Origin of the sequence: Moraxella sp., assembly GCF_030525845.1 — a bacterium.
In the GTDB taxonomy this organism is placed as follows: Bacteria; Pseudomonadota; Gammaproteobacteria; order Pseudomonadales; family Moraxellaceae; genus Moraxella.
Genome location: NZ_JAUNDY010000008.1, coordinates 34,160 through 58,479, shown reverse-complemented (window position 1 = coordinate 58,479; position 24,320 = coordinate 34,160). Strand labels below are relative to the sequence as shown.

The window sequence follows — 24,320 nt, the reverse complement described above, 5'->3', positions numbered from 1 at the left end:
AAATAATCAAGCGTGTAAGTTGGATTGGGGCGTTAGTCCTGCATTGCCTTTGATTTTATTGGCAAGCTCTCGGGCTTGTTTGAGACTGACGGCGGGGTATTCGCCTAACTTTTTGCGTTTTCGTTTGCCAAGGGCGGTGTATTCTAGTACCCAAGACTTACGACCTGTTGGCATGACATCAATGGATAAGCCTTCGCCTGCTGATAGCGAGTAGCGTTTTTCGGTGGGTTTTAGCCCTTTGATTTTGTTATCGGTGAGCATTGGTGTGTGTATCTCGTGTGTGGCTGTGTGTCGCCGTGTGTGTAAAATCGTTTGATGTTCGTTGATTTACTATGATACACGATGACTTTATGAGATACAATAAGACAATAAAAAAGCCTTGATTTACAAGGCTTTTTTGATGGTTTATGACGCTTAAAAATACTTGATGATTTTTAGTGATTTTGATAGGTGGTGGAGATGGCGGGAGTTGAACCCGCGTCCGCCAGCACTACGCTCATGGCTCTACATGCTTAGAATCTGTCTATGGCTTTAATCCGCACCGAACCGACAGTCAGGTAGGCTTGGACGATTTGCTAAAAGTTCGCCTAATTCATCGCAACGCTAAATCAAGCTATCCTTTGTGCGTTCGCATCGGGGTGAGTAACCAGACCAAAGGCAATCTGTACCGACCCAAGTAGCCCTTAGGCTGCTAGTGCGTAAGTTTCGTCGTTTGCGACTATTTTAAATGTACGTTGATTTACAAGAGACATACGCTCTTGACATGCACTACTAGGTTTCATTACCAGCGTCGAAGCCAGAACATCCCCAGAGACTTGATTTTAGCAAATTTTATTACAAAAATCAAGTCCATCTACTTTTATTGGGTTTGAGCATTATTGCTATTATCAAACCATTTCTTTTCAAGACGAGCAAGCTCGCCTGAGGCTTTCATGTCGGCAATGCCTGTATTGAACATCTGTATGAGTGCCGTTTGATTTTTTGAGGCAAGTGCCACTGTGTATGAGCCTTTATCGTTAATATCGCCAGCCTCCAAAAGATTAAACTGATAGTCAGGATAATTATCCGCCATATGTCCAACAATCTGCTTACCAGCAATGATGGCATCGACATCACCACGCACCAAGTCTTTAAAAGTCAAGAAGTTTTTACTTTGAAATACCACTTGGTCAATACCATGAGCGTTGGCAAAATTTTGAAAAATAGAACCCGATAACATACCCAAACGCAAGGGCTTTAAATCCTCCACCGAAGAGATCCCTGTTTTTTCTAGTGATAAAATGCTAGCAGGCATGTACGTATAAGGATTGGATAGTAGGTACTTACCCTCACGCTCGACAGAATATAAGATGGCAGAAATCGCCATATCACTACCACCACTTTCCACCGATGGGAATAAATCCTGCCATGGCAAAATGTTGAATTTGACCTCATAGCCATTTTTGGTGGCGATGTGTGTGATAACATCAACATCGAAGCCGATAGGTAAGCCCTTGTTATCCACAAATGTAAAGGGGGCTCTATTGCCAGTTACCGCAACCTTTAAGGTTTTATTTTCAGGTTGTGCCACTCTGTCTTTGGTGTCTGCCTCATCGCCACAGGCAGATAAAAGAACTGCCATACCAACAACACCCATCACAGCACCGAATTTTAAAAACGACGCATACTTTGCACGAGAGGATTTCATCATATCTCCTTATACTTGATTAAAATTTATGGACTTGGGCAAACCAAGCCCACATTCATGCTCATTAATTTTACTGAACCTTTGTGGTATCTCCAAACCATTTCTTTTCAAGACGAGCAAGCTCGCCTGAGGCTTTCATGTCGGCAATGCCTGTATTGAACATCTGTATGAGTGCCGTTTGATTTTTTGAGGTAAGTGCCACTGCATAAGACCCTTTGTCATTGACATCGCCATGCTCTAAAATATTAAATTTATAATCAGGATAATTATTAGCAATATAACCAACAATCTGTTTGTCAGAAATGATGGCATCGACATCGCCACGCACCAAGTCTTTGAAACTCAAAAATATCCGTTCCTTGACCACAGTTTGGTTGATGCCGTGCGTAGTTGCAAATTCCATAAATACCGAGCTTGGCATCATACCCAAACGCAAGGGTTTTAGGTCTGCCACTGACGTAACACCTGTTTGCTCCAACGACAAGATACCAGCAGGCATGTACACATAAGGGTTACTTAGTAGATACTTACCCTCACGCTCAACAGAGTAAGAAATCGCCGACAAAGCCACATCACTATCGCCCTTTTCTACCGATGAAAATAAATCCTGCCATGGCAAAATGTTGAATTTGACCTCATAGCCATTTTTGGTGGCGATGTGTGTGATAACATCAACATCGAAGCCGATAGGTAAGCCCTTATTATCAATGAACGTAAAGGGAGGCATGTTGCCACCTACCGCAACCTTTAAAGTTTTGTTTTCAAGTTGTGCATCATCGGATTTGGCAGCCGCCTCATTACCACAGGCAGACAGTACAGACGTTAGAGTAACCATGCCAATCACAGCACCAAATTTTACCAGTGAAGTGTATTTTTTAGTAGAGCATTTCATAAAATTTCTCAATGTTTTATTAAGCATATGTTAATTTTGTTATAAATGAAAGATGGTTTTTATAAACCACACATATCTATAATCGCCAATAATCATACCTCAAAAAATTTAAATTATCAATACAATAAATTAAAAATTTTTACAAAAAAAATCTATTAATAAAATTATGGAATTTTTTTATAACTCATTGAAAATATTACATTTTTTATAATTTGATTAATTCACTGTTTAGTATATTTTAATAAAAATATGTTTCTTTGTTTTTATTAAAATAACTTTTTAATACATATAAAAAATAATTCAATAATCATTTTATGGATTTAACAAATATAATTTTAAAAAATAATGCCATTTCATTTAAATAACATCCAATTTATTATGAATGGTTGTAAACAAATTGCAATAAATCAAAAAACAACGGTCAAACTTTCATGTGTGGTTTGGCAAATTTTGCTTTTTATGCCAAAAACGTGTAAAATAGGCAGATTTTATTATGTTTGAACATCATGAAAGCCCTGCTTGATTACATACCACTGATTGTGTTTTTTTATCTGTACAAGACCACAAATAAGACCGACCCAAACCACCCCCTGCTGGCATTTTTTGGTCTCACAGGGGGGGACAGCAATAATCACATCATCGTTGCCACCGCAGGGCTTACGCTGGCAACACTGGCGGTTTATGGATTTTTATTCATCAATCAAAAATTTCGCCTAGAAAAACAGCAAATTTTTGTACTTGCCATGACGGTAATATTTGGCGGTCTGACGCTGGCACTAAGAGACGACTTTTATATCCGCCTAAAAGCGGTACTGATTAATCTTGGTTTTGCCATCGCACTTTTTTTATCGCCCTTATTTTTAAGCAACAAAGAATCCGCCATTCAAAAGTTATTTGCCCCCATTTTTGAGCTTTCGCCATCAGGTTGGAAAAAACTCAACTGGACGTGGTCAGGATTTTTTGTACTCATGGCAAGTTTGCACGCCTTTTTTGCCTTTGTCTTTATGGGGGGCGAATACTGGGGCGAGTTTACCGCTTTTGGCGATATGATTGTGATGATAACTTTTATGATTGCGATGTTTGTCGTTTTAAGAAAGCACCTAAAATTAGACGAAAACGCCGCTAAAAAATAACCCCACTATGTTGAGGAAACTTTATGCCTTTATTTGCCATCATCGGACATGACGTGGCGGACAGCACCGCCAAACGAGCTGAGATTCGCCCTGCTCATTTAGAGCGATTGACCGCCTTAGATGCCCAAAACCGCCTTGTCATCGCAGGTCCTACCCCCATCAATCATGGCGAGCCTGCCATGAGCGGTAGTCTTGTCATCGCTCATTTTGATGACATTGAACAAGCAAGAGCGTGGGTCGCTGATGAGCCATATTTGCACGGTGGTGTGTATAGCCATGTGGACATCAAACCTTTTATTCAAGCCCTACCCCAAACATCATCATGAATAATCAAACCAAGTATTTTCCGAAAACCACCTTGATGGCTTCCTTGTTGTGCTTGTGTATGGCAACTGGTGCGTACGCCCAAAATACCGCCCAAGAACCAAAAAAACAAGACGCCACAAGCCAAGAGACAACCAACCAAGAGGATGCAGACCAAGAAGCTCCTGCCCAGCCCATTCCCAAAAATCCTCACGACACCGACGCTCCCACATTGGCAGATCTACAAGACCCTAATGAGAGCGAACTTTCCCAAGCCAACATGGATTTGCTCGCCAAAAATTCTGAACTTCAAGGGCGTATTGATGAGCTAACCACACAGGTAAACGTCCTAGTCAACGAAAGAAGCGGGCAATTGTTTCTCTATGGGGCGGTCAGTACCTTTATGTCGTTTGTAGCAGGATTTGGTTTAGCATGGATTCTTGCCAACAAAAAGCAGTAAAATCATGAGCTTAACAAATGCTGACATCACATGGCAAACAGACGAGCTGGGTAACATTACGCCCATCTCAACCCTCTTTGACGATGTCTATTTTTCAAAAACGGGCGGACTTGCCGAGACGGATTATGTCTTTTTACAGAGCAATCATTTGCCCGAGCGATTTGCCAATTTGCAACCCAATCAATCCTTTATCATCATGGAAACAGGCTTTGGCACGGGGCTCAATTTTCTTGCTACCTGTCAGCTTTGGCAAAGAGTTGCTCCGCCGTCCGCTCGCCTATACTTTGTCAGTACAGAAAAATACCCACTCACCAAAGATGATTTACGCCAAGCCCTAGCCGTCTGGCAAAATGACGATAACGCTCACATTATCCATGCGTTAATCCAAAACTACCCTTTGGCGTTGGCAGGTTGTCATCGTTTGCATTTTGGCAACATCGTGCTGGATTTGTGGTTTGGGGACGCTTTGGAAAGTTTTAAGCTCATGCACGCCAAAGCCGATGCGTGGTTTTTGGACGGTTTTGCCCCTGCCAAAAATGGCGAGCTGTGGTCTGATGATATTTTTAATCAAATCAAATACTTATCCAAGCCCAACGCCACCCTTGCCACTTTTACCAGTAGCGGAGCGGTTCGCCGTGCCTTACAAGGTATTGGCATGAATGTCCAAAAAATCAAAGGCTTTGGGCGTAAGCGAGAAATGATAACCGCCCATTTTACAGGCGACTTCGCCCCCACACCCACGCCCAAAACCGCCACCGTCATCGGGGCTGGCGTGTCAGGACTATTTACCGCCCATGCCCTTGCCAGTCGTGGCGTTGCTGTTACACTCGTGGACAAAACCGCCCCGCTCGCAGGTGCGTCAGGCAACCCCAAAGCCCTGTTCGCCCCCAAGCTCACGCAAATCAGCGAAGTCGCCCACCATTTATCCACGATAAGTTTTTTGTACAGTGAGCGGATTTATCGCACGCTAAACACCCTTGCTGATGATGAGATTTTTACACAAACGGGCGTGGTCGATTTTATGCTCCCCACCCAAAAATCCCATGAGAAATTGGCAAGTTTGGTTAAAGATTATCCTGATGAACTTATTCAGCTTTTTAATGGTGAGTTTAATTCGGATAATGAGGATTTTAATCAGCAAATCATCAATACTTTTATTGCCAAAGCAGGGCTGATTGATACGGCAAAATTGGCAAATTGTATATTAAAACACCCTTTGATAAACTTTAAACAATTTAATGTAAAAAGCATTTATCAAGATGATGATAAAGTCATTATCGGCAATGACACCGAACAACATTCATCAGACATCGTGGTGATTTGTGCAGGGTTTGAAAGTTATTTATTGCATGATGAGTTATTTAATCCCAGAAAAATTCGTGGACAAGTTTCATGGCTGAATATCAACGACAAATCCGCCGAATTAACCCAATCCTTAAAAACGCCCATTAAATATGACGGTTATTGTGCCACTTTCACCCAAAATAATAATACGGTATTTTTAATGGGGGCAAGTTTTGTGCGTAATGATACGGACATGAGCGTACGAGCTGATGAACATCAGTTTAATTTGGATAAATTAGCCCAAAGTTTGCCCAACATCTCCACGCAATTAAATATCAACATCAATGATTTAGAGGGGCGTGCCAGCATTCGAGCCCAAACGCCTGATTATCACCCCCTAGTCGGAAAAGTTGCGGGTAAAACTGGCGAACAAAATAGCCGAATTTATAGCCTGTATGGCATGGGTTCAAAGGGCTTTTGTTTTGCTCCATTGTGTGCAGATATTTTGGTTGCCCAAATATTTGATGAGCCACTACCCATTTCTCAAAATCTACTTAATAAATTAAATCCACACCGTCCAAGATTACAAACACCCATTGACCAAAATCATTAGATACCATAACTACACCATGACAAAAGCCCATACCCAAAATACTCACACCCATGACTGTTCTATCATCTGCCATAAAAATCATGAATTAAACAGCGATACCATTGTGATTGGTATTGATGAAGTGGGGCGGGGGTCATTATTTGGACAAATGACGGTGGGGGCGGTGATTTTGGACAATCATCTGACGGGCGAATTTGGACAAATTGATTTAACTCATACTCCCCTTTCATTCATCAATGATAGTAAAAAATTATCTGAGAAAAAACGAACCCAATTATTTGACCCCATTAAACAGCATTGTCAAAGTTATGTCATCGTTGATATTCCTGCTTTTGTTATTGATGAGATTGACATTTATCAAGCGACTTTATTAGGCATGCGTTTGGCGATTGAAAAACTCATCACTCTCAATCAAATTACCGCCAATCATGATTTGACCATTTTAATTGATGGTAATGCCACGCCAATATTATCAGATGATTTTAAAACATATCAAAACAATATCCAAACACTCATAAAAGGCGATAGTATTCACACCGCCATTTCTTGTGCCAGCATATTGGCAAAAGTACATCGTGATAATGCCATGAATGAATTTGCCAAAATCTATCCTGATTATCAGATAGATAAACATAAAGGCTATGCCAGCAAAACTCATCGTGATGCGATTATGCAATATGGCATATTAAAAGAACACCGCAAAAGTTTTAACCCCATGCGGACGATGTTAGAAAATGGGCAGGGGGAGTTGTTTTAATCATTATCAAAATAATTTAACTTTTTAATCTTTAAATAAACATCAGTAAGGTGCGTACCACGCACCATTTAAAAGCCTAAGCCCCAAACAGTGCGTAATACACACCTTACGCTTGCCCTTGACTTCAAAATTCAATCCAACTCCACCCCCTTCAACCAATCCGTTCGCCTTAAATCTTGCTTACATTGCCGTCTTTGTTTTTTGCGGGCAAGGGCGACATCGTCTTTATCGTGCAATCCGCCTTTTTGTAATAGCGGATTTAGGGCAAGATAATTTCTGGGTTTAATGGGTTTTTGCGACTGGGCGATTAAATTAGGATTTTTTTCTAATTGTTCGCCAAGTTTAATTAGAGATTTTTGGGTTTTAGGTTTCATAACATTTTCCTTTAAATTAACCATACTGCACAATCAATGTATAATTTTTACTTAATTGCACAAATTCAATCAAATCGTTGCAAACTGCAATCAAATTATCTTTACACCAAAAATCTTGATAGATTTTCTCGCTATCCAAAAATAATTGAATGTTTTGCATAAAATTATCCTTATCATAAATAATTGATTGTTCAGGATTTTCAAAATCCAAATCACGACAATTATCAAGATAATCTGACAATAATTGACACGGATTTATTGGAGAAATTTCCGCCAAACCATTCAATAACAGCTCAATATAATAAGTTGCACAAATAAAATAATAAGTATCATTATTTTGTTTATAACAAAATTCAACACTTTGCAACATATCTGTATAAGCATCAAAATACTTAGAAAATATATAAGTGCTTTCTTTTTGCAATAATGGTTTAGACGCTTCTACAAATTGAATTACCATAGTTCACCCCTTAATACACATCACTTGTTTTAGCGTATGCACCACTTCCACCAAATCATTTTGATTTGCCATTACCGTATCAATGTCTTTATACGCCATTGGAATTTCGTCCATTACGCCTTTATCTTTTCGGCATTCAATGCCTGCGGTTTGAGCTTTTAAATCATCAATCGTAAACGACCGAATCGCCTTGCCCCGACTCAGCCGACGCCCCGCCCCGTGCGAACACGAGCAAAAGCTCTCGCTGTTGCCCTTACCCCGCACGATATACGACTTCGCTCCCATAGAGCCGGGGATAATGCCAAGCTCGCCGTCATAGGCACTAATCGCCCCTTTTCTGGTGATGAACACTTGTTCGCCAAAATGCGTCTCTTGGTTGACATAATTATGATGACAATTTATCGCCTCGCGGGTCGGCACAAAATGGGGCAATTCATTTTTTAAGACATTTAAAATAAGTCTCATCATCTCCTTGCGGTTCTCATAGGCATAATCCTGAGCCCACCCTAGGGCTTCAATATAGTCATCAAAACTGTCCGAGCCCATCGCAAAATACGAAAGCTCCCTATCAGGCACATAGCCCAGACGGGTCTCGCATTCTTTTTTGGCAAGGGTGATAAAATACTCGCCAATGCACGCCCCAATGCCCCGACTGCCCGAATGGAGCATTACCCAGACATCGTCATTTTCGTCCACGCACAGCTCAATAAAATGGTTGCCCCCACCCAGCGTGCCAAGCTGTTTTGCCCAAGTGCGGTCAAAATTACGGAGCATTTTTAATAAGCCTTTGTGCTTGTCGGTGATTTTTTTCAGGCGAATGGCGAGCGGGTCAAGGGTGCTCATTTTGACCGAAATGCTTTGGTGCTGATTAAAGCCGACAGGGACTTTTTGTTCAATTGCCGAGCGGATTTTGCTAAGATTATCAGGCAGTTGCGAGCCTTTGATAGACAACCGCACCGCATTCATACCACAGCCAATGTCCACACCAACGGCGGACGGGATAATGGCGTTTTTGGTAGGAATCACGCTCCCCACGGTCGCCCCTTTGCCGATATGCACATCGGGCATTACGGCAATGTGCGAATGAATAAAGGGAATTTGCGACAGCGTTCGCAGTTGGCGAATGGCATCGTCTTCAATGTCGTTTGTAAAAATTTTGACAGGAACGCCTTTACCGATTTTGGCATTTTTGTTTAAAGTTAGTTGGATTGGCATAATAAAAATCTCTTGTTTTGGTATTTGGGATTTTAAAAAAAATAAAAATCAACAGACAATAAAATCCCATTACCATAAATATGAATTTTTGGTATTTTAATAATTAAAAGACAACACTTCCCCAATCATTTTTAATCATAAAAATGACATAAATCAATGAATTGGAAAAGCAAAGCCGAAAAGGACTTTAAGAGATGAAATTTGGGCAATAAAAAACGGCGTAAGCCTTGATAATAAAGGCTTTCACCGTCTGAAAGTGGGTGTGAAATTAAATAAAAATCACAAACGAATTGCCCAAACAGTCAAAACGGCTTGTCTTGTTAGTGTGTAAGAAAATACAGACATCTTTTACTCCTATTGCTGTTTGGGTGGATAAAATGTGCCTTAGCACGATGAATGTGTATATGATAAATGTTTAAAATAAAAAGTCAAGCAGTTTTTAAATAAAAATGGCGATTTTTATAAATGAAAATAAGTTATCATAATTTATAAATAAATAACTTATTTTTATGATAAATCATCGTGAATAACATGAGCAACGTCTACCGCCCCACACTCATCAAAAGGATTTAGGGCGTTTATCATCATCACTTTTTCATAATGGCAGATATCGTCTTTTTTAATGCTTGCCAGCTTAATTTTATTATTATCCAATAAATACGCCCTTTGTGTGCCGTTTAATAAAGGCGTATCAGGCGTATACCAAATGCCATTTTTTAAAAATAATAAATTACCAATAGAGCAATCAGTAACAAAACCATTTTTTATAATGATAATTTCATCACAAGTTTCTTTTTGGGATAATAATGTATTTAATACACTTCTATCATCATATTTATAATAATAGTCAATGTCATTACATTCTATCACTTTAAAAGAATAAATGGATTTTGGTGTATAATCAAAATATTCTACTTTAATATCACTTTTATTATAAGTAACTCGTACACGGATTAACTTATCGTTATCAAAATGTGTGGGAATGTTAATTAAAGTCGCAATATCATCAATAAGATTTTTACAATTTAAAAAAACTTGCCCCTTTTTAAAACGGTCGTTATGATAAGATAAGTTTAAAATTTGCTTGTTTTTAATGGCTAAGGTTTCAAATAGCGTGATTGTCATTTTTCCACCCAGCCAATTTCTTGGGCGGTCATTTCCCCAATAACGGTTTGTTTTAACTCTCGTGCCATTTCAAATTGCGTTTGAGTAGTCGGAATGTGCATCGCCATAAGTTCAGCTTGCTTTTGGGGGTGCAGGGGATTTTGATTGGGATTGGCATAGCCCTGCGGATAAATGGGAATGCCATTTGACACATCATATTTATCACTTGCTCCAAAGGCGTGGAGGGTTTCGTGAGCAATGACAACATTGTTATTGGCGGTTTTTTGAGTCATGCCAAATAGATTGACCACGCCAATCCGCCCATTTTGTAGGGCGGTGGAAGTTTCGGTAATGATTTTTTTGTCAGGGTTGTGAAATTGCAAAAATAACCGTAAATTGGTCGGCACGCCCACATCGCTCCCATTTTTATAGGCATAATAGCGAAATTTCAAACTCCAAATCATTGCATCCATGATACCGCCATTTCTAGGCACAACAGGGGGCAATTCGCTGACGGTTGCCCCCAGACGATAATAGATGTTTGCCGTTTTACCGTATTTTTTACTTTCGGCATTTAAATAATCGTCAATTTCCTTAAAATCATCATTGGATAAAGTTTTTATATAATTATCCACCACAGGCGAATTATCGATGTTAATTGGATAAATAGCGACATAGACGGGTTTTTTCCAATCATGGCTTTTATCACGGATACTATTTACCGCTACGATAAGCAAAATACAAAGCAGGATAAGAATACGGATTTTTTTAAACATGGGATTTTAAGCGTAAACCGCCCGAATAAGACCATTGATAATTTGTCTATCTTTACTGGTTTTGGGTAAATTTAATAAAATGTTTAGCACATCATCATCAAACCAATCACCAATTTTATCATTCTGCATTTTGCTTTGTGCAGGTTCTGTATTTTTATTGGCGTTATAACGTACCAATACACTTGGCATGACATTATCTTTGGCAGTTACCACAAAATCCGCCACTTCAATTTCTTTTACTGGTTTATCTTGCATGTTGATACTCCTTTAATTGTGTGTGAGCAGGTTTAAATACAGTAATAATGGTAATTTCATCATCAGAAGTTTGTACCCACGCTATCACCAATAATCTACCTTGATTGGACATACCGACCGTTCTCATACGAAGTTCATCATAATCAAAACGGTTATCAATATTGGTTAATTGATAGGGGTCATCAAATACCGAAATTACCTCATCAAAGCTGACTTCTCTATTATCATACACCAATTTAAATTTATTGTCATTCCAATAAAAATAAACACCATTTTTAAATAGCGTTGGCATTACTTTCTCTTTTTCTCTCTTTTCTTAAACTCAGCAATACGTTTTTTCTCACGCATGGCTTTGGCTTTATTGACCACTTTGGGATTTTTCTTATCTTTATAAGGGTTGTCATTTTGTTTAAATTCAATGTGCAAAGGCGTACCTTCGAGTTTAAACACATTGCGATAAACATTTTCCAAATAACGCTGATAAGATTTAGGCAAAGCCGAAGTTTGGTTACCGTGAATGACAATCACGGGCGGATTATGCCCACCCAAATGGGCGTAGCGAAGTTTGATACGGCGACCACCCACCATTGGTGGTTGATGATTTTCCACCGCATCTTGGAGAATTTGCGTCAGGCGAGAGGTGGACACCTTAAACATAGACGCATCGTACGCCTTATGAATGGACGGATACAGATTACCCACGCCATTGCCATATAGGGCAGAAATCAGGTGAATTTTTACCCAAGGAATGAAGTTAAAACGTCTGTCCATTTCAATTTTGACGATGTCTTTTTGCTCTTGGGTGAGATTATCCCATTTGTTAATGGCAATCACAATCGCCCGCCCAGCGTCCAGAGCATAGCCCAGCATGTGCAAATCTTGGTCAACAATCCCCTCGTGAGCGTCCACCACAAGCACCACGACATTGGCATCTTTAATGGCTTGTAAGGTCTTGATAACGCTAAACTTTTCTACTTTTTCATCAATGCGTCCACGCCGTCTCACGCCCGCTGTGTCAATGAGTGTATACTGATAACCTTCCCGCTCAAAAGGAATATAAATACTATCCCTCGTTGTGCCGGGCATATCAAACACCACCACACGCTCCTCACCCAAAAGGCGATTCACCAGCGTGGATTTGCCGACATTGGGGCGACCGATGATGGCAAGTTTTAGCGCGTCCGCTGTCTCGTCCACACTTTCTATGGCTGGCATGTCTGCCGTGATGATTTCAAGTAGGCTTGTTACCCCCTTACCATGACTGGCACTCGTGGGGATAGGCTCACCAAGCCCAAGCCCAAAAAATTCTGCCACGCTCGCCTCATGCACGCCGTCCGTTTTGTTGGCGACCAAAAACACAGGTTTACCAAGCGTATGCAAAAACTTGGCAATCTGCTCATCACTTGGGGTCAGTCCTGCCCGTGCGTCCACCACAAACACCACGATGTCCGCCTCATGCATGGCGGTGTATGACTGTGTCGCCATATAATCATCAATGTTGCCCGTGCCGTCATCTGCCTCGCCAATGCCCCCCGTGTCAACCACGATGAACGATTTTTCCTCAAAATAGACATCGCCATACTGACGGTCTCGGGTTAAGCCTGCCAAGTCTGCGACTAGGGCTTGGCGGGATTTGGTCAGCTGATTAAACAGCGTGGATTTGCCGACATTGGGACGACCGACAAGGGCGACAACAGGTTTTAGGGACATGGTTTTCTCGAGATTTTATTTAAATTGATTAAACTCGTTATTATAGCATAAATTTTCATGCGTTTTCATAGTGGGTAAATCAATCAAAATAAATATAATTTTTTTAATAAAATCAATAAATTAAAATCAAATTATCAACACAACATCATCGTTTGCCTTGAAAATTTCCACCCAAACCCTATTTTTACAAGCAATCTGGATTAACCAGTCTTTTATCATTTAATGGAGAAATTTATGTCAATTCGTCCCCTACACGACCGTATCGTGGTTCGCCGTACCGAAGAAGAGCAAAAAACCGCAGGCGGTATCATTCTGCCAGGTTCTGCCCAAGAAAAACCCCAACAAGGCGAAATCATCGCAGTGGGCAAAGGTCAAATTCGTGATAATGGCGAGGTGCGTCCCCTAGATGTCAAAGTGGGCGACAAAGTGTTGTTCGGTCAATACGCAGGTCAAACCGTCAAAGTGGATGGCGAAGAACTACTCATTATGAAAGAGAGCGATGTTTTGGGCGTACTTGAATAATTTGCCCCAAAACCCAAACCACCTTACCGAAATTTAAACCTTTTTGGAGAGAAAAACAATGGCAAAAGATGTAAAATTTGGCGTATCTGCCCGTGAAAAAATGATTGATGGCGTAAACATTCTGGCTAACGCTGTCAAAGTAACCTTGGGTCCAAAAGGTCGCAATGTTGTGATTGACAAATCTTTTGGTGCTCCTACCATCACCAAAGATGGTGTGTCGGTTGCCAAAGAGATTGAGCTAGAAGACAAATTTGAAAATATGGGTGCAAGCCTTGTGCGTGAAGTCGCCTCCAAGACCAATGACGTAGCAGGCGACGGCACGACAACCGCCACCGTGCTTGCCCAAGCCATCTTGGTAGAGGGCATGAAAACGGTTGCGGCGGGCATGAATCCTATGGATTTAAAACGTGGTATTGATAAGGCAACCCGTGCCGTTGTTGAGCAAATCCACGCCCTATCTACCCCAGCCGATGACTTTAAAGCCATCGCCCAAGTTGGCTCAATCTCAGCCAACTCCGACACCAAAATCGGTGAGCTTATCAGTGAGGCTATGAAAAAAGTCGGCAAACAAGGCGTGATTACCGTAGAAGAGGGTTCGGGCTTTGAGGACACCCTAGAAGTTGTTGAGGGTATGCAGTTTGACCGTGGCTATATCAGTCCTTATTTTGCCAACAAGCAAGACAGCCTAACTTGCGAATTTGATAATCCATTCATTTTGCTGGTGGACAAAAAAATCAGCAATATCCGTGAAATCGTGTCATTGCTTGAACAAGTCATGCAGACCTCTCGCCCGCTACTTATCATTGCCGAAGATGTAGAAAACGAGGCATTGGCGACTTTGGTGGTAAACAACTTGCGTGGCGGTCTAAAAACTTGTGCGGTTAAAGCTCCTGGTTTTGGCGACCGTCGTAAAGCCATGCTCCAAGACATCGCCATCTTGACAGGCGGTATTGTGATTTCTGAGGAAGTGGGTCTATCACTTGAAACTGCCAGCATTGAGCATTTGGGTACTGCCAAAAAAATCACCGTAGGCAAAGAAAACACCGTGATTGTGGACGGTGCAGGCGACAAAGCCCAAATTGACAGCCGTGTAGAAGCCATTAAACGTCAAATCGAAGAATCAACTTCTGACTATGACCGTGAGAAACTCCAAGAGCGTGTTGCCAAACTTTCTGGTGGTGTGGCGGTGATTAAAGTGGGTGCTGCCACCGAAACCGAAATGAAAGAGAAAAAAGACCGTGTCGATGATGCCCTACACGCTACCCGTGCGGCAGTAGAAGAAGGCATCGTACCAGGCGGTGGTGTAGCTTTGGTGCGTGCGTTGTCTGTACTTGAAAATCTAAAAGGCGACAATGACGACCAAAACGCAGGTATCAACATCCTACGCCGTGCCATCGAAGCACCACTTCGCCAAATCGTAACGAACGCTGGCGATGAAGCAAGTGTGGTTGTTAACCAAGTTAAAAACGGTTCTGGTAACTACGGCTACAACGCTGCTACGGGCGAATATGGCGACATGCTTGAAATGGGTATTCTTGACCCTGCCAAAGTAACTCGCTCTGCCCTAGAAAACGCAGCTTCTGTGGCAGGCTTGATGCTGACCACCGAAGTGATGATTACCGACATTCCAAAAGACGAACCAGCCATGCCAATGGGTGGCGGTATGGGCGGTATGGGTGGCATGATGTAATCCTCCATACAATCCTCAAAGTCCTCCAAGCCGATGGTTTGGGGGATTTTTTTGGATATTTGACTGATCCATCTGCTCGATTTATGGGTTTGGTTGTTTTATGTTGGCTCATTTTTGCTTGACAAATGGGGGGGGGGGGGGTAAAATCAGCACAACTTCATGGACTGTTTAGGTATTTTCACATTACTCAAAGCACCGTAAATAAGGTGTACCACCCCACTTCGGTATTGATAAAAAAACACCGACCATCGCCAATTCTCTCAGGCGATAAAGTGTCATTAAGTGGGGTATGCCCCTTACCATGAATGCCATGTCATCTACAATACGAGGTCATGTTATGAAAAAACCATTATCCATCTTAGGGTTATCTCTATTACTTGGTGCCTGTGGTAGTGAAGATAAGCCAGCCCAAGCCACCACCGCACCAAGCGAGACACCTTCCACCCAAAACACTGGTAAGACTTATTTGGTGGTTACCGAAAACGAATCTGCACCATTCATCGTCCGTGATGAAAAAGGTCGGGTTTCAGGATTTGAGCACGACTTACTTCAAGCCATCGCCCAGAAAAAAGGCTTTAACCTAGACTTCATCTCAAAGACGTGGGACGGCATGTTTGCCAGCTTAGAGTCAGGGGAAGCTGATATCATCACTTCCAATATCTCAGTTACCCCAGAGCGTCAGCAAAAATATAACTTTGTAACACCGCATTTTCAATCAGCCACCTACGCCCTGCACACCACAAACACTGCCATCACCAACTGGAAAGATTTGGCTAATAAACAAGTAGCAGTACAATTTGACACACTTCAACAAGAATTGGCTGGTAAATATAACATCAATCACACTACTTATGATACGCCTTATTTGGCATTAAAAGCGGTATTTACAGGCGAGCAAGATGTCTTTATCGGCGATAAAGGTGTAATCATGCACTTTCATGGCAAATATCCAGACAGCAAGATAGACGCATTGCCTGATGAGGGCGAGCCAGATATGATTGCCATGGCAGTCAAAAAAGACGACACAGCATTACTAGACATTCTAAATGACGGCATGAAACAAATCCGTGCTGATGGCACATACGACCAAATTTATACCAAATGGTTCGGTAATGACGTTGCCGCTACCAACAACGAAATCTCAGATGCCACCGAAGCCAAATAAATCCCTTAGCGTCATTTGACCACAATTCCCCATTATTTGGGGAATTTTTATTATAAAATACCTCACAAATCATGCATAACACTCAAAATTATCCACAAAACCCGCCGATATGGCATAAGTCAAATACCGTTAATGACATCACAGGAATACCCAAGAAATAAATAAAAACGCCATATATTAACTTATTGATTTTGTTGGTATTATTTTCACATTAATATTTGTATAATTTTTAACCAATTAACTTACTGCATTGATAAATTGGGGTTTTTGGCGAATAATCATAAAGTTATCCACATAGTTATCCACAGGATTTGTGGATAAAGAGCGGATAAGTTTCAAAATATTGATTTGGGTACAAACATGGTATTTTATAAATTTAAGGCATTATTCAACCCCTATACCTAGGCTATAATACCCAATCCACAACAACCAAAGACCAAGCAATCCATGATACTCTTAGATTATTGTCCAAAATGTCAATCCAATCACATTGTTAAGGCAGGCTTTGCCTACGGCAAACAAAGACATCGATGTAAAGACTGTAAATATCACTTTACCGTGCTTTATAAGAGTAACAAAAAAGATGAAAGTGTTAGAAAGCTAGCCATTGACATGTATCTTGAAGTTTTAGGCTTTCGTGCCATTGGTCGTGTGCTGGGTATTGGACATATATTGGGTTAAAAACTCAGGCATTAAACATCAAGACATCTACAATGCCAATTTAACCCAACACAATGAACCCATTGACATTGTAGAGCTTGATGAAATTCACAGTTACAGCAAGTTTAAAAAACTACTGCTGGACATGGATTGCCATCAAGACAGACACCAAGCAAGTCTTAGGTTTTGTTGTGGCAAACGAGACAGTAAAACCTTTAAAAGATTGTACGGTCAGCCAAACAGACATAACATTACTTTGTTTTGTAGCGATTACTGGAAAACTTATCAGGAAGTTATTCCAAGCCACAAACACCGACACAGCAAGAAAGAGACTTTTACAATAGAAAGTCATAATGGTAGAATTCGCCACTATCTTGCAAGGTTTAAACGCAAAACCAAGTGTTATTCCAAATGCCAAAAGATGATAGAAAACTCACTGAACTTGCTGTTTGCTAAGTGGAATGGTAGGTTGAGTTATGTATGGTTTGTGAATAATGCCAAATTTAAAAAACCACCATCTAATGAGATAGTGGTTAAAATGGTAGCTAATAATTACAGTAGGCACTCGCCGCCACTAAGATACGCCTCCAAATCATCGAAGCCGCCGATATGCTTGCCACCCACAAAAATCTGTGGTGCAGTCTCACGCCCCGTCATGGCACGCACCGCCGTCATGGTAATATCACGACCAAGCACAAGCTCCTCAAATGAGACGCCACGAGCCGTCAGAGCTTCTTTGGCTTTGATACAAAACGGGCAACCCGCCTTAGAAATCACCGCCACCGATGGTTTATCCGTCCATGTTGGGTCAAGATACTTAATCATGGTATCAGCGTCCGACACTTCAAAGGGGTCGCCGTCTTTTTCTGGTTCGTCAAAAATTTTGACAATCACGCCATTATCCACAAGCATCGAGTAACGCCATGAACGCTTACCAAAGCCTAAATTTTCTTTGCCCACCAATCTACCCATACCATCGGTAAACTCGCCATTACCATCAGGAATGACAGTGATGTTGGCACATTCTTGGTCGGCCCTCCATGCATTCATTACAAAAGTATCATTGACCGACAGACAAATAATGTCGTCCACACCAAGCTTCTTAAACTCGCCTGCAAGCTCGTTATAGCGTGGCAGGTGCGTTGACGAACAAGTGGGTGTAAACGCACCAGGCAAGCTAAACAATACGACTTTTTTGCCGTTAAATAGCTCATCAGTGGTTACATCCACCCAGTTATCGCCCTGACGGGTACGAAAAGTTACGCTTGGGACGTGCTGCCCTACCATATCTTTAAATGCCATAATCATCTCTCTTGATTGATTTGTATTGGAATTAGAATTTCAACATTAGTGCGTGTTGAGCATTTATAATATTCTTTACAGATGAAAAATAATTGACAAATTAACGTCATCATGTTTGCATTAAAAATGGGACACACCCCAAATCCACAACCATTATACAAAATTTTCTGACATTAAACAAATGTACATTCACTCCATCATCGCCTTTGCCACGCCTGCCATGTCATGAGCATTTATCCCAAACACACTTCGCCCTGCCAGCTCATCGCCCAGCACCCCATGCCATGCCACAACTTCATGCACATCAGCATCTAGCCCTACCATCATGCCAGCCAGCACATCGCCCATGCCTGCTGTCGCCATCATCGGATTACCAAAAGGACATACGCACACCGTTTTGCCATCAAAACTAAGCGTATTTGCTCCCTTGATGACCCACCCCCCACCATATTTGGCATGCAGGTTGTGTAAAGCCGTCAACTTATCCCTATCCACGTCCGCCACACTCACGCCCAGTAGCCGTGCCGACTCTGCCGAGTGAGGGGTGCAAATAACATGACTTGGTAGTTTGACGGGGTTTTTTGCCAAAAAATACAAAGCATCAGCGTCCAGCACCACTCTATCAAAAGCATGTGCCAAAACAACCGACATCATCTTTTTATAAACCGCCTCCGCCCAGTCATCACGCCCAAGCCCCATGCCAAACGCCACACGGTCAAATGCCCCCAAATCCACATCATATTCAATATCCGCCACCATCACATTGGGCGAGCGAGCGAGCATGGCGGTGTGGTGCTTGGCATGGCAAACCGCCGTTACTCGCCCTGCCCCCATGCTCATCGCCATCTCGCTTGCCATGATGACCGCTCCACCCATACGCTCATGACCGCCCACCACCACCACCGTGCCAAAATCGCCCTTGTGAGCGGTAAGTTTTCTGGGTTTAGGCACAGGCTTATCGGGCAAATATGCCACCGCCGACAACCCATCATCAGGCGGTATCAGGGGTAGATTTATCACTTGACCGACAAACTCCTTTGCCACACCTGTAAACAGTCCGATTTTTAGCCCCATCACACACAGCGTCAAATCCACCTTGGTGCAGACAGGCAGGGGCGTGCCTGTGTCAGGGTGCAGACCACTGGGTAGGTCAATGGCAATTTTTGTGCCGCTTTGGGCGTTGAATTGATCAATGATGTGCCAAGCATGCTTATCAAGATTTCTGTCTAGCCCATTACCAAATAACGCATCTATGTGTATTATTTTTTCAAAATGACGTTTTATCTTGGTTACATTATCACAAATATATATGTCAGTACACTCACTTTTTGCACGGGTACAATCAAGACTTCTGGGCAAATCAGGGGCGATGATTTGTACATGAAAACCATCATTGGATAAATGATGGGATAAATATTTGGCGGTCAAATAGCCATCGCCACCGTTATTGCCCGTTCCACACCAGACGACGATGTCGGCTTGGGCAATATGGTTTTTATCCATAAAATCAGTGATTTGTAATGCCATCGCTAGGCTTGCTTGCTTCATCAAGCCAAACGAGCTGTTACCTTCATTAAACCAGCGTCTCTCCCAATCTCTGATGGCTTTGGCGGTATAAATCGGCGTTTTCATCACACCCCCACACCATCAGGCAAAATCAGGCACACCGCTATGAAAACGCAGTTCGCCATCAGGGCTATCGATAAGCTCTGCTTCCACCTCCCTAAAAAACGCCACTCGCTCATCTATCGGCTCATCAGACACCGACTGAGCAAGAGCCAGATAATCTTCATAATGACGGCTTTCAGATTTGAGTAAGTATTTATAATATTTAGACAGTTTTTCATCATCAATCACATCAGCGAGTGCCGAGAATCGCTCACACGACCGTGCTTCGATAAACGCTCCGATAATTAGCACATCGACCATGCCCGCAGGCTCCCACGTGCGTTTGTGTTTGAGTAGTCCCTTAGCATAGCGACCTGCTGGCAAGTGCGACCATGCGATGCCACGCTCGTCCATGAGTTCTAACACTTGTTCATAGTGGAGCATTTCTTCACGCACCAGTTGGGCGAGTTTATGCTGTAAATCTCGATGAAATTCATAACGAAAAATCAAATTCATCGCTGTCCCCGCCGCCTTTTTTTCGCAGTTGGCGTGGTCGAGCATGAGCAGTGGTAGATTTTTTTTGGCAACTTCTAGCCATTTTTGGGAAGTTTTTGCCCCCAAAAACACATGAATGTGGCTGATATCCGTTTTGGCTTTGGCACGGCTTGCAATCACATTCAAATCATCGTCGTTCAAAATCGTTACATCAGTCATGATATTCTCCTAAAATCACGCTTATTTTGGCAGTTTTGTATTTGATATTTTAGCATGGATTTGTCAAATTTATCCAAAATAGCCAAAAGAACCCAACCCATTCCCCAAAAACCCACCAAGTAACTAATAAACATTCTCAATTTTTACAAAAATCTTTACAAAACTTAACATAATAACTCATTGAAAAATATCAGTATTTCAAAAAACCCTTAAAAAAATGTGAATTTTTTTAATAAAAGGTGTTGCAAAATATGTCAAAATTGGTATTCTATATGTGCGGTATGATTTTATATGCCCTTTGTGTCTATATCATAAACACAAAGCATACTATCTACCCTAGTAACAATTTTAATAACCGTGATAAGCCATCAAGTGATTGACAGCCTATCACACTGGGTGCAAGCGTACAGCAGCCCCATCACTAAAAATGTCAGTGGAGAAACCCATGAAAAAACTACTTTTAGCGTCAGCTGTTGCTGCTTTGTCTATCTCTGCACAAGCTGCCCCACAAGTGTACGGTAAAGCATTCCTTACTCTTGACCTACAAGACGGTAATAACGTTGCTAAGGAAGCTGGTCTTGACACTCGCACCCAACTTAACTCTAATGCTTCACGTATCGGCTTTAAGGGTGCAGAAGCCCTAACTGCTAACACCAACCTTATCTATCAACTAGAATACCGTGTAGAAGTAGACGACAACACTCGTACTTTCGAAGCTCGTGACAGCTATTTGGGTCTATCTAACGAACAATACGGTACGCTACTTGCTGGTCGTCTAACTGCCATTGACGGCATGGTAGACTACGCTAACGTTACCGAAGGTGGCGTAGTAGGTGGCGATAACGTTCTAGCTTCTTTTGATGCACCACGTGCTAACAACGCATTTGCTTATGTATCTCCAAGCTACAACGGTCTAAACTTCCTAGGCATGTATGTACTTGATGAGAACAACAGCACTGACAGCCTAGGTCGCGATGCATGGGGCGTAGGTGCTCAGTACGAACCAAACGGTGCAGCATACCGTGCAGGTGCTACCTACATCCAAGCTGGCAACTTCAAAGCAACTCGTGTAAGCGGTGCTTATGACCTAACTGATGCGACCACCATCGGTGCTCTATATCAAAACACTCAGTTTGGTGGCGACCTCAAAAAAGAAAATGCCTTTACTGTGAGTGCTACCCAAAAGCTTGCTCAAACCCCATGGACTGCTTATGGTCAGCTTGATTTCGTAGACAACGCAGCTGGCATCAAAGATGACGAAGTATTCCGTGTGGCTGCTGGTGGTAAATACGCATTTAACAAAGCTACCACAGGTCACATCTATGGTGCTTACCTAACCAACAAAGGTGAAGGCGTAGAAACCGCCAAAGCCTATGGCATCGGTACTGGTATTGAATACAAGTTCTAATCCATACCCAACCACAAAAGCCTGCCTCAATGGTGGGCTTTTGTTTTTTATATTGCACATAAAACTACGCCCCATCATCTCCAAGTTTAATTTTCTGTGATGTCGTCAGGGAGCCTTATTTTTGCCACCACTGAATATCCTTGACAACCACTCTAATGAAGTATACAATCTATCGAGATTGGAGGTATTTTCGTGAAGTTATTAACATTCATTGAAACCAGCTTTTCTACAAAAGCCATCAAAGAATTATTTACCGATGATGAATATCAACAGATACAAAGGAACTGTTAAACAACCCCAAAAGAGGCGACTTAATACAAGGCACTGGCGGACTTAGAAAAATCCGTTTTGGTCGTAATAGTGGCAAGAGTAGCGGTGTTAGAGTCTTGCATTATTATACTGATGAATATGGACGCATTTATATGTTTGCCGTCTATCCAAAATCAGTCAAAGACAACATTACCAATGCCGAAAAGCAAGTATTTAAAACCTTAATTTCAATCCTAAAACAGGAGCTAAAAAATGGACAAACAACTCTTTAATGATATTGTAGCTTCCATGAATGAGGCAGCAATCACAAAGGGCGAACAAGCTCCGAGCCGTGTTTTCACCTACGAACCGCCCAAACATCAAAGAAATTAGGGCAAAAACAGGGTTATCACAAATCCAGTTTGCTAAAAAACTCAATATCAGCCCCAAAACCCTGCAAAATTGGGAACAGGGCACACGAACCCCAACAGGTCCCGCCATCACGCTTATGAGAATTTTGGATAAAAACCCTGAGTTGATTAGTACAGCTTAATAACACAAACACCTTGTTTTCTGTGCAATTTGACAGATAAAAACCCACTTTGCCTCACGATTTGCACACCAGAATTTTTGAATTCACAAAAACTTAAATCGCAAAAAAGACGTGCCACAGCACGCCTTTGTATCAAAAAATCAGATTAAAACAATCCCTTAATCCATGCTGTCAAGCTCTGCCACATCCGACCGACAAAACCAGCCTGCTCCACGTCCTCACTGGCGATAATCGGTGTGCTGGCGACTGCGTTGCCGTCCATCATCGCCATCATCTGACCAAGCTCCTGCCCTTTTCTGATAGGAGCGGTAATATTATCATTGAGTTTAATGGCGGTGGTAAAGTTGCTTTTTTGGTTTTTGGCGGTCAGTACTTTTAGGTCATTTAGCGTGCTGGCATGCACACTACCCACCTTGCCAAACTTCACAGAAACCGTACCTACATCACTACCTTGTGGCGAGATGACTACATTTTCAAAATGTCCAAACCCAAAATCTAGTAACTCACGTGCTTGCTTGGCTCTCGCCTGCTCGCTCTTCGCTCCTAATACGATGGCGATGAGTCGCATGTTGTCTTTTTGACTAGACACCGCCAAAGAGTAGCCAGATTCTGAGGTATGTCCTGTTTTTAGACCGTCCACAGTCGCGTCGGTAAATAGCAAGGCATTGCGGTTACCTTGTTTGATGTTGTTGTAGGTAAATTCTTTTTCACTATACAGTACATAATATTGGGCAGAATTCTTGATGATGGTACGAGCAAGCACCGCCAAATCCCTCGCACTTGAACGATGTCCCTCTGCTGGCATGCCCGTAGCGTTCACAAAATGCGTGCTGTTCATGCCAAGTTTTGCCGCTTCATCATTCATGATAACCGCAAAAGCTGACTGCGACCCCGAGATATGCTCCGCCACCGCAGCGGAGGCATCGTTACCTGATTGAATGATGATGCCACGTAGCATGTCGATGGCAGTAGCACTCTCGCCTAGCGGTACATACATGCATGACTCCCTGCTAGAACCACGACACCACGCCGTCTCACTCATCTTAATGGGAGTTGTCTCAGACAGCTCGCCCGATAGAAGCTTTTGTTCAAGGATATAACTCGTCATCATCTTAGTCAGAGAAGCTGGTGGCAAAGGCGTATCAGCATTACTCTGGGCGAGTATCGTGCCTGTGTCATAATCCATCAGCACATAGGCGGAGTTATCTTGCTTGGGCGGGCTAATGCCGTTATCAGCAAAACTGACAACCGAGACCGCCAAAAGTGCCATCGTCAGGGTTGTTTTTTTTAAAAGGCTCATCATACCAAATTTTTCACACTAAAATAAAAAGCAATCACTATACCAAAATTTACACAAAATATAAATGGTTTTTTGGGGTGTATATCATATTGACAACATTATTTGCAAATAAGCAAGATTTTAGAA

Annotated in this window: 26 protein-coding genes, 1 other RNA gene and 2 pseudogenes; 13 read left to right on the top strand and 16 right to left on the bottom strand. The window is 42.0% G+C overall.

Annotation, left to right across the window (positions count from 1 at the left end):
* Nucleotides 1-6: 6 nt before the first annotated feature.
* From Q4B79_RS04850 to Q4B79_RS04835, 4 genes are all read right to left on the bottom strand, one after another.
* Nucleotides 7-261 carry an Arm DNA-binding domain-containing protein gene (locus tag Q4B79_RS04850; RefSeq protein ID WP_303085302.1) on the bottom strand — a complete coding sequence of 85 codons (255 nt, stop codon included), beginning with the start codon at nt 259-261 and terminating at the stop codon, nt 7-9.
* Nucleotides 262-451: 190 nt separating this feature from the next.
* Nucleotides 452-809: a transfer-messenger RNA gene (gene ssrA / locus Q4B79_RS04845) on the bottom strand.
* Nucleotides 810-859: 50 nt separating this feature from the next.
* Nucleotides 860-1,687, bottom strand: coding sequence for an ABC transporter substrate-binding protein (locus Q4B79_RS04840; RefSeq protein WP_303085301.1), 828 nt, complete (start codon nt 1,685-1,687; stop codon nt 860-862).
* Between the two features lie 70 nt (nt 1,688-1,757).
* Entirely contained in the window at nt 1,758-2,579 is an 822-nt protein-coding gene (locus tag Q4B79_RS04835) for an ABC transporter substrate-binding protein (protein ID WP_303085300.1), read from the bottom strand.
* A gap of 506 nt (nt 2,580-3,085) precedes the next feature.
* Here Q4B79_RS04835 and Q4B79_RS04830 point away from each other — a divergent pair.
* From Q4B79_RS04830 to Q4B79_RS04810, 5 genes are read left to right on the top strand one after another with little or no spacing between them, the layout of a single operon-like run.
* A complete protein-coding gene (locus tag Q4B79_RS04830; protein WP_303085299.1) occupies nt 3,086-3,712 on the top strand; it encodes an inner membrane-spanning protein YciB in 627 nt (208 codons plus the stop codon).
* Nucleotides 3,713-3,735: 23 nt separating this feature from the next.
* Entirely contained in the window at nt 3,736-4,038 is a 303-nt protein-coding gene (locus Q4B79_RS04825) for a YciI family protein (protein ID WP_303085298.1), read from the top strand.
* Nucleotides 4,035-4,475 (top strand): hypothetical protein, encoded by a 441-nt coding sequence (locus tag Q4B79_RS04820; RefSeq protein ID WP_303085297.1) that lies wholly within the window; start codon nt 4,035-4,037, stop codon nt 4,473-4,475. The genes Q4B79_RS04825 and Q4B79_RS04820 overlap by 4 nt, the downstream gene beginning before the upstream one ends.
* A gap of 4 nt (nt 4,476-4,479) precedes the next feature.
* Nucleotides 4,480-6,372, top strand: coding sequence for an FAD-dependent 5-carboxymethylaminomethyl-2-thiouridine(34) oxidoreductase MnmC (mnmC, locus tag Q4B79_RS04815; protein WP_303085296.1), 1,893 nt, complete (start codon nt 4,480-4,482; stop codon nt 6,370-6,372).
* Nucleotides 6,373-6,388: 16 nt separating this feature from the next.
* Nucleotides 6,389-7,129, top strand: coding sequence for a ribonuclease HII (locus tag Q4B79_RS04810; RefSeq protein ID WP_303085295.1), 741 nt, complete (start codon nt 6,389-6,391; stop codon nt 7,127-7,129).
* A gap of 131 nt (nt 7,130-7,260) precedes the next feature.
* On the opposite strand, the gene Q4B79_RS04805 is transcribed toward Q4B79_RS04810, so the two are convergent.
* From Q4B79_RS04805 to der, 8 genes are all read right to left on the bottom strand, one after another.
* Nucleotides 7,261-7,503 (bottom strand): hypothetical protein, encoded by a 243-nt coding sequence (locus Q4B79_RS04805; protein WP_303085294.1) that lies wholly within the window; start codon nt 7,501-7,503, stop codon nt 7,261-7,263.
* A gap of 16 nt (nt 7,504-7,519) precedes the next feature.
* The gene (locus tag Q4B79_RS04800) at nt 7,520-7,963 is read right to left on the bottom strand and encodes a hypothetical protein (protein WP_303085293.1); all 444 of its coding nucleotides are present in this window, start codon (nt 7,961-7,963) and stop codon (nt 7,520-7,522) included.
* Nucleotides 7,964-7,966: 3 nt separating this feature from the next.
* The gene (locus Q4B79_RS04795) at nt 7,967-9,178 is read right to left on the bottom strand and encodes an RtcB family protein (RefSeq protein WP_303085292.1); all 1,212 of its coding nucleotides are present in this window, start codon (nt 9,176-9,178) and stop codon (nt 7,967-7,969) included.
* A 507-nt stretch (nt 9,179-9,685) separates the two neighbouring features.
* Nucleotides 9,686-10,303, bottom strand: coding sequence for an aminotransferase class IV (locus Q4B79_RS04790; RefSeq protein ID WP_303085291.1), 618 nt, complete (start codon nt 10,301-10,303; stop codon nt 9,686-9,688).
* Entirely contained in the window at nt 10,300-11,058 is a 759-nt protein-coding gene (locus tag Q4B79_RS04785; protein ID WP_303085290.1) for a hypothetical protein, read from the bottom strand. Before Q4B79_RS04785 ends, Q4B79_RS04790 begins: the two co-directional genes overlap by 4 nt.
* A 6-nt stretch (nt 11,059-11,064) precedes the next feature.
* Nucleotides 11,065-11,313: a hypothetical protein gene (locus Q4B79_RS04780; protein ID WP_303085289.1), complete on the bottom strand. Its 249-nt coding sequence runs from the start codon at nt 11,311-11,313 to the stop codon at nt 11,065-11,067.
* The gene (locus tag Q4B79_RS04775) at nt 11,303-11,605 is read right to left on the bottom strand and encodes a BrnT family toxin (protein ID WP_303085288.1); all 303 of its coding nucleotides are present in this window, start codon (nt 11,603-11,605) and stop codon (nt 11,303-11,305) included. Before Q4B79_RS04775 ends, Q4B79_RS04780 begins: the two co-directional genes overlap by 11 nt.
* Entirely contained in the window at nt 11,605-13,023 is a 1,419-nt protein-coding gene (gene der, locus Q4B79_RS04770; protein WP_303085287.1) for a ribosome biogenesis GTPase Der, read from the bottom strand. The genes Q4B79_RS04775 and der overlap by 1 nt, the downstream gene beginning before the upstream one ends.
* A 234-nt stretch (nt 13,024-13,257) precedes the next feature.
* Between der and groES the strand changes: the two genes are divergently transcribed.
* From groES to Q4B79_RS09640, 5 genes and pseudogenes are all read left to right on the top strand, one after another.
* Nucleotides 13,258-13,545, top strand: coding sequence for a co-chaperone GroES (gene groES / locus Q4B79_RS04765; protein WP_303085286.1), 288 nt, complete (start codon nt 13,258-13,260; stop codon nt 13,543-13,545).
* Between the two features lie 58 nt (nt 13,546-13,603).
* Nucleotides 13,604-15,235, top strand: coding sequence for a chaperonin GroEL (gene groL / locus Q4B79_RS04760; RefSeq protein ID WP_303085285.1), 1,632 nt, complete (start codon nt 13,604-13,606; stop codon nt 15,233-15,235).
* Nucleotides 15,236-15,572: 337 nt separating this feature from the next.
* A complete protein-coding gene (locus tag Q4B79_RS04755) occupies nt 15,573-16,400 on the top strand; it encodes an ABC transporter substrate-binding protein (RefSeq protein ID WP_303085284.1) in 828 nt (275 codons plus the stop codon).
* A gap of 447 nt (nt 16,401-16,847) precedes the next feature.
* Nucleotides 16,848-17,081, top strand: coding sequence for a hypothetical protein (locus Q4B79_RS09645; RefSeq protein WP_368500046.1), 234 nt, complete (start codon nt 16,848-16,850; stop codon nt 17,079-17,081).
* A 124-nt stretch (nt 17,082-17,205) separates the two neighbouring features.
* Nucleotides 17,206-17,430 (top strand): annotated as a pseudogene (locus Q4B79_RS09640) (IS1 family transposase); the annotation flags it as partial.
* Nucleotides 17,431-17,612: 182 nt separating this feature from the next.
* Here Q4B79_RS09640 and Q4B79_RS04745 read toward each other — a convergent pair.
* The 3 genes from Q4B79_RS04745 to Q4B79_RS04735 all read right to left on the bottom strand — a co-directional run bounded on the left by Q4B79_RS04745 (nt 17,613) and on the right by Q4B79_RS04735 (nt 20,684).
* Nucleotides 17,613-18,362, bottom strand: coding sequence for a glutathione peroxidase (locus tag Q4B79_RS04745; protein WP_303085283.1), 750 nt, complete (start codon nt 18,360-18,362; stop codon nt 17,613-17,615).
* A gap of 189 nt (nt 18,363-18,551) precedes the next feature.
* Nucleotides 18,552-19,994, bottom strand: a complete 1,443-nt coding sequence (locus tag Q4B79_RS04740; protein ID WP_303085282.1) for an NAD(P)H-hydrate dehydratase — start codon at nt 19,992-19,994, stop codon at nt 18,552-18,554.
* A gap of 15 nt (nt 19,995-20,009) precedes the next feature.
* Nucleotides 20,010-20,684 (bottom strand): tRNA-(ms[2]io[6]A)-hydroxylase, encoded by a 675-nt coding sequence (locus Q4B79_RS04735; protein ID WP_303085281.1) that lies wholly within the window; start codon nt 20,682-20,684, stop codon nt 20,010-20,012.
* 445 nt (nt 20,685-21,129) lie between these two features.
* Here Q4B79_RS04735 and Q4B79_RS04730 point away from each other — a divergent pair, with 445 nt between their 5' ends.
* The 3 genes and pseudogenes from Q4B79_RS04730 (at nt 21,130) to nadS (ending at nt 22,894) form a co-directional block, all read left to right on the top strand.
* Entirely contained in the window at nt 21,130-22,092 is a 963-nt protein-coding gene (locus Q4B79_RS04730) for a porin (RefSeq protein WP_303085280.1), read from the top strand.
* A gap of 386 nt (nt 22,093-22,478) precedes the next feature.
* A complete protein-coding gene (locus Q4B79_RS04725) occupies nt 22,479-22,634 on the top strand; it encodes a hypothetical protein (RefSeq protein ID WP_303085279.1) in 156 nt (51 codons plus the stop codon).
* Nucleotides 22,615-22,894: pseudogene (gene nadS, locus Q4B79_RS04720) on the top strand (NadS family protein). Before Q4B79_RS04725 ends, nadS begins: the two are co-directional and overlap by 20 nt.
* 145 nt (nt 22,895-23,039) lie before the next feature.
* Here nadS and Q4B79_RS04715 read toward each other — a convergent pair.
* Nucleotides 23,040-24,197, bottom strand: coding sequence for a D-alanyl-D-alanine carboxypeptidase family protein (locus tag Q4B79_RS04715; protein ID WP_303085278.1), 1,158 nt, complete (start codon nt 24,195-24,197; stop codon nt 23,040-23,042).
* Nucleotides 24,198-24,320: the final 123 nt, after the last annotated feature.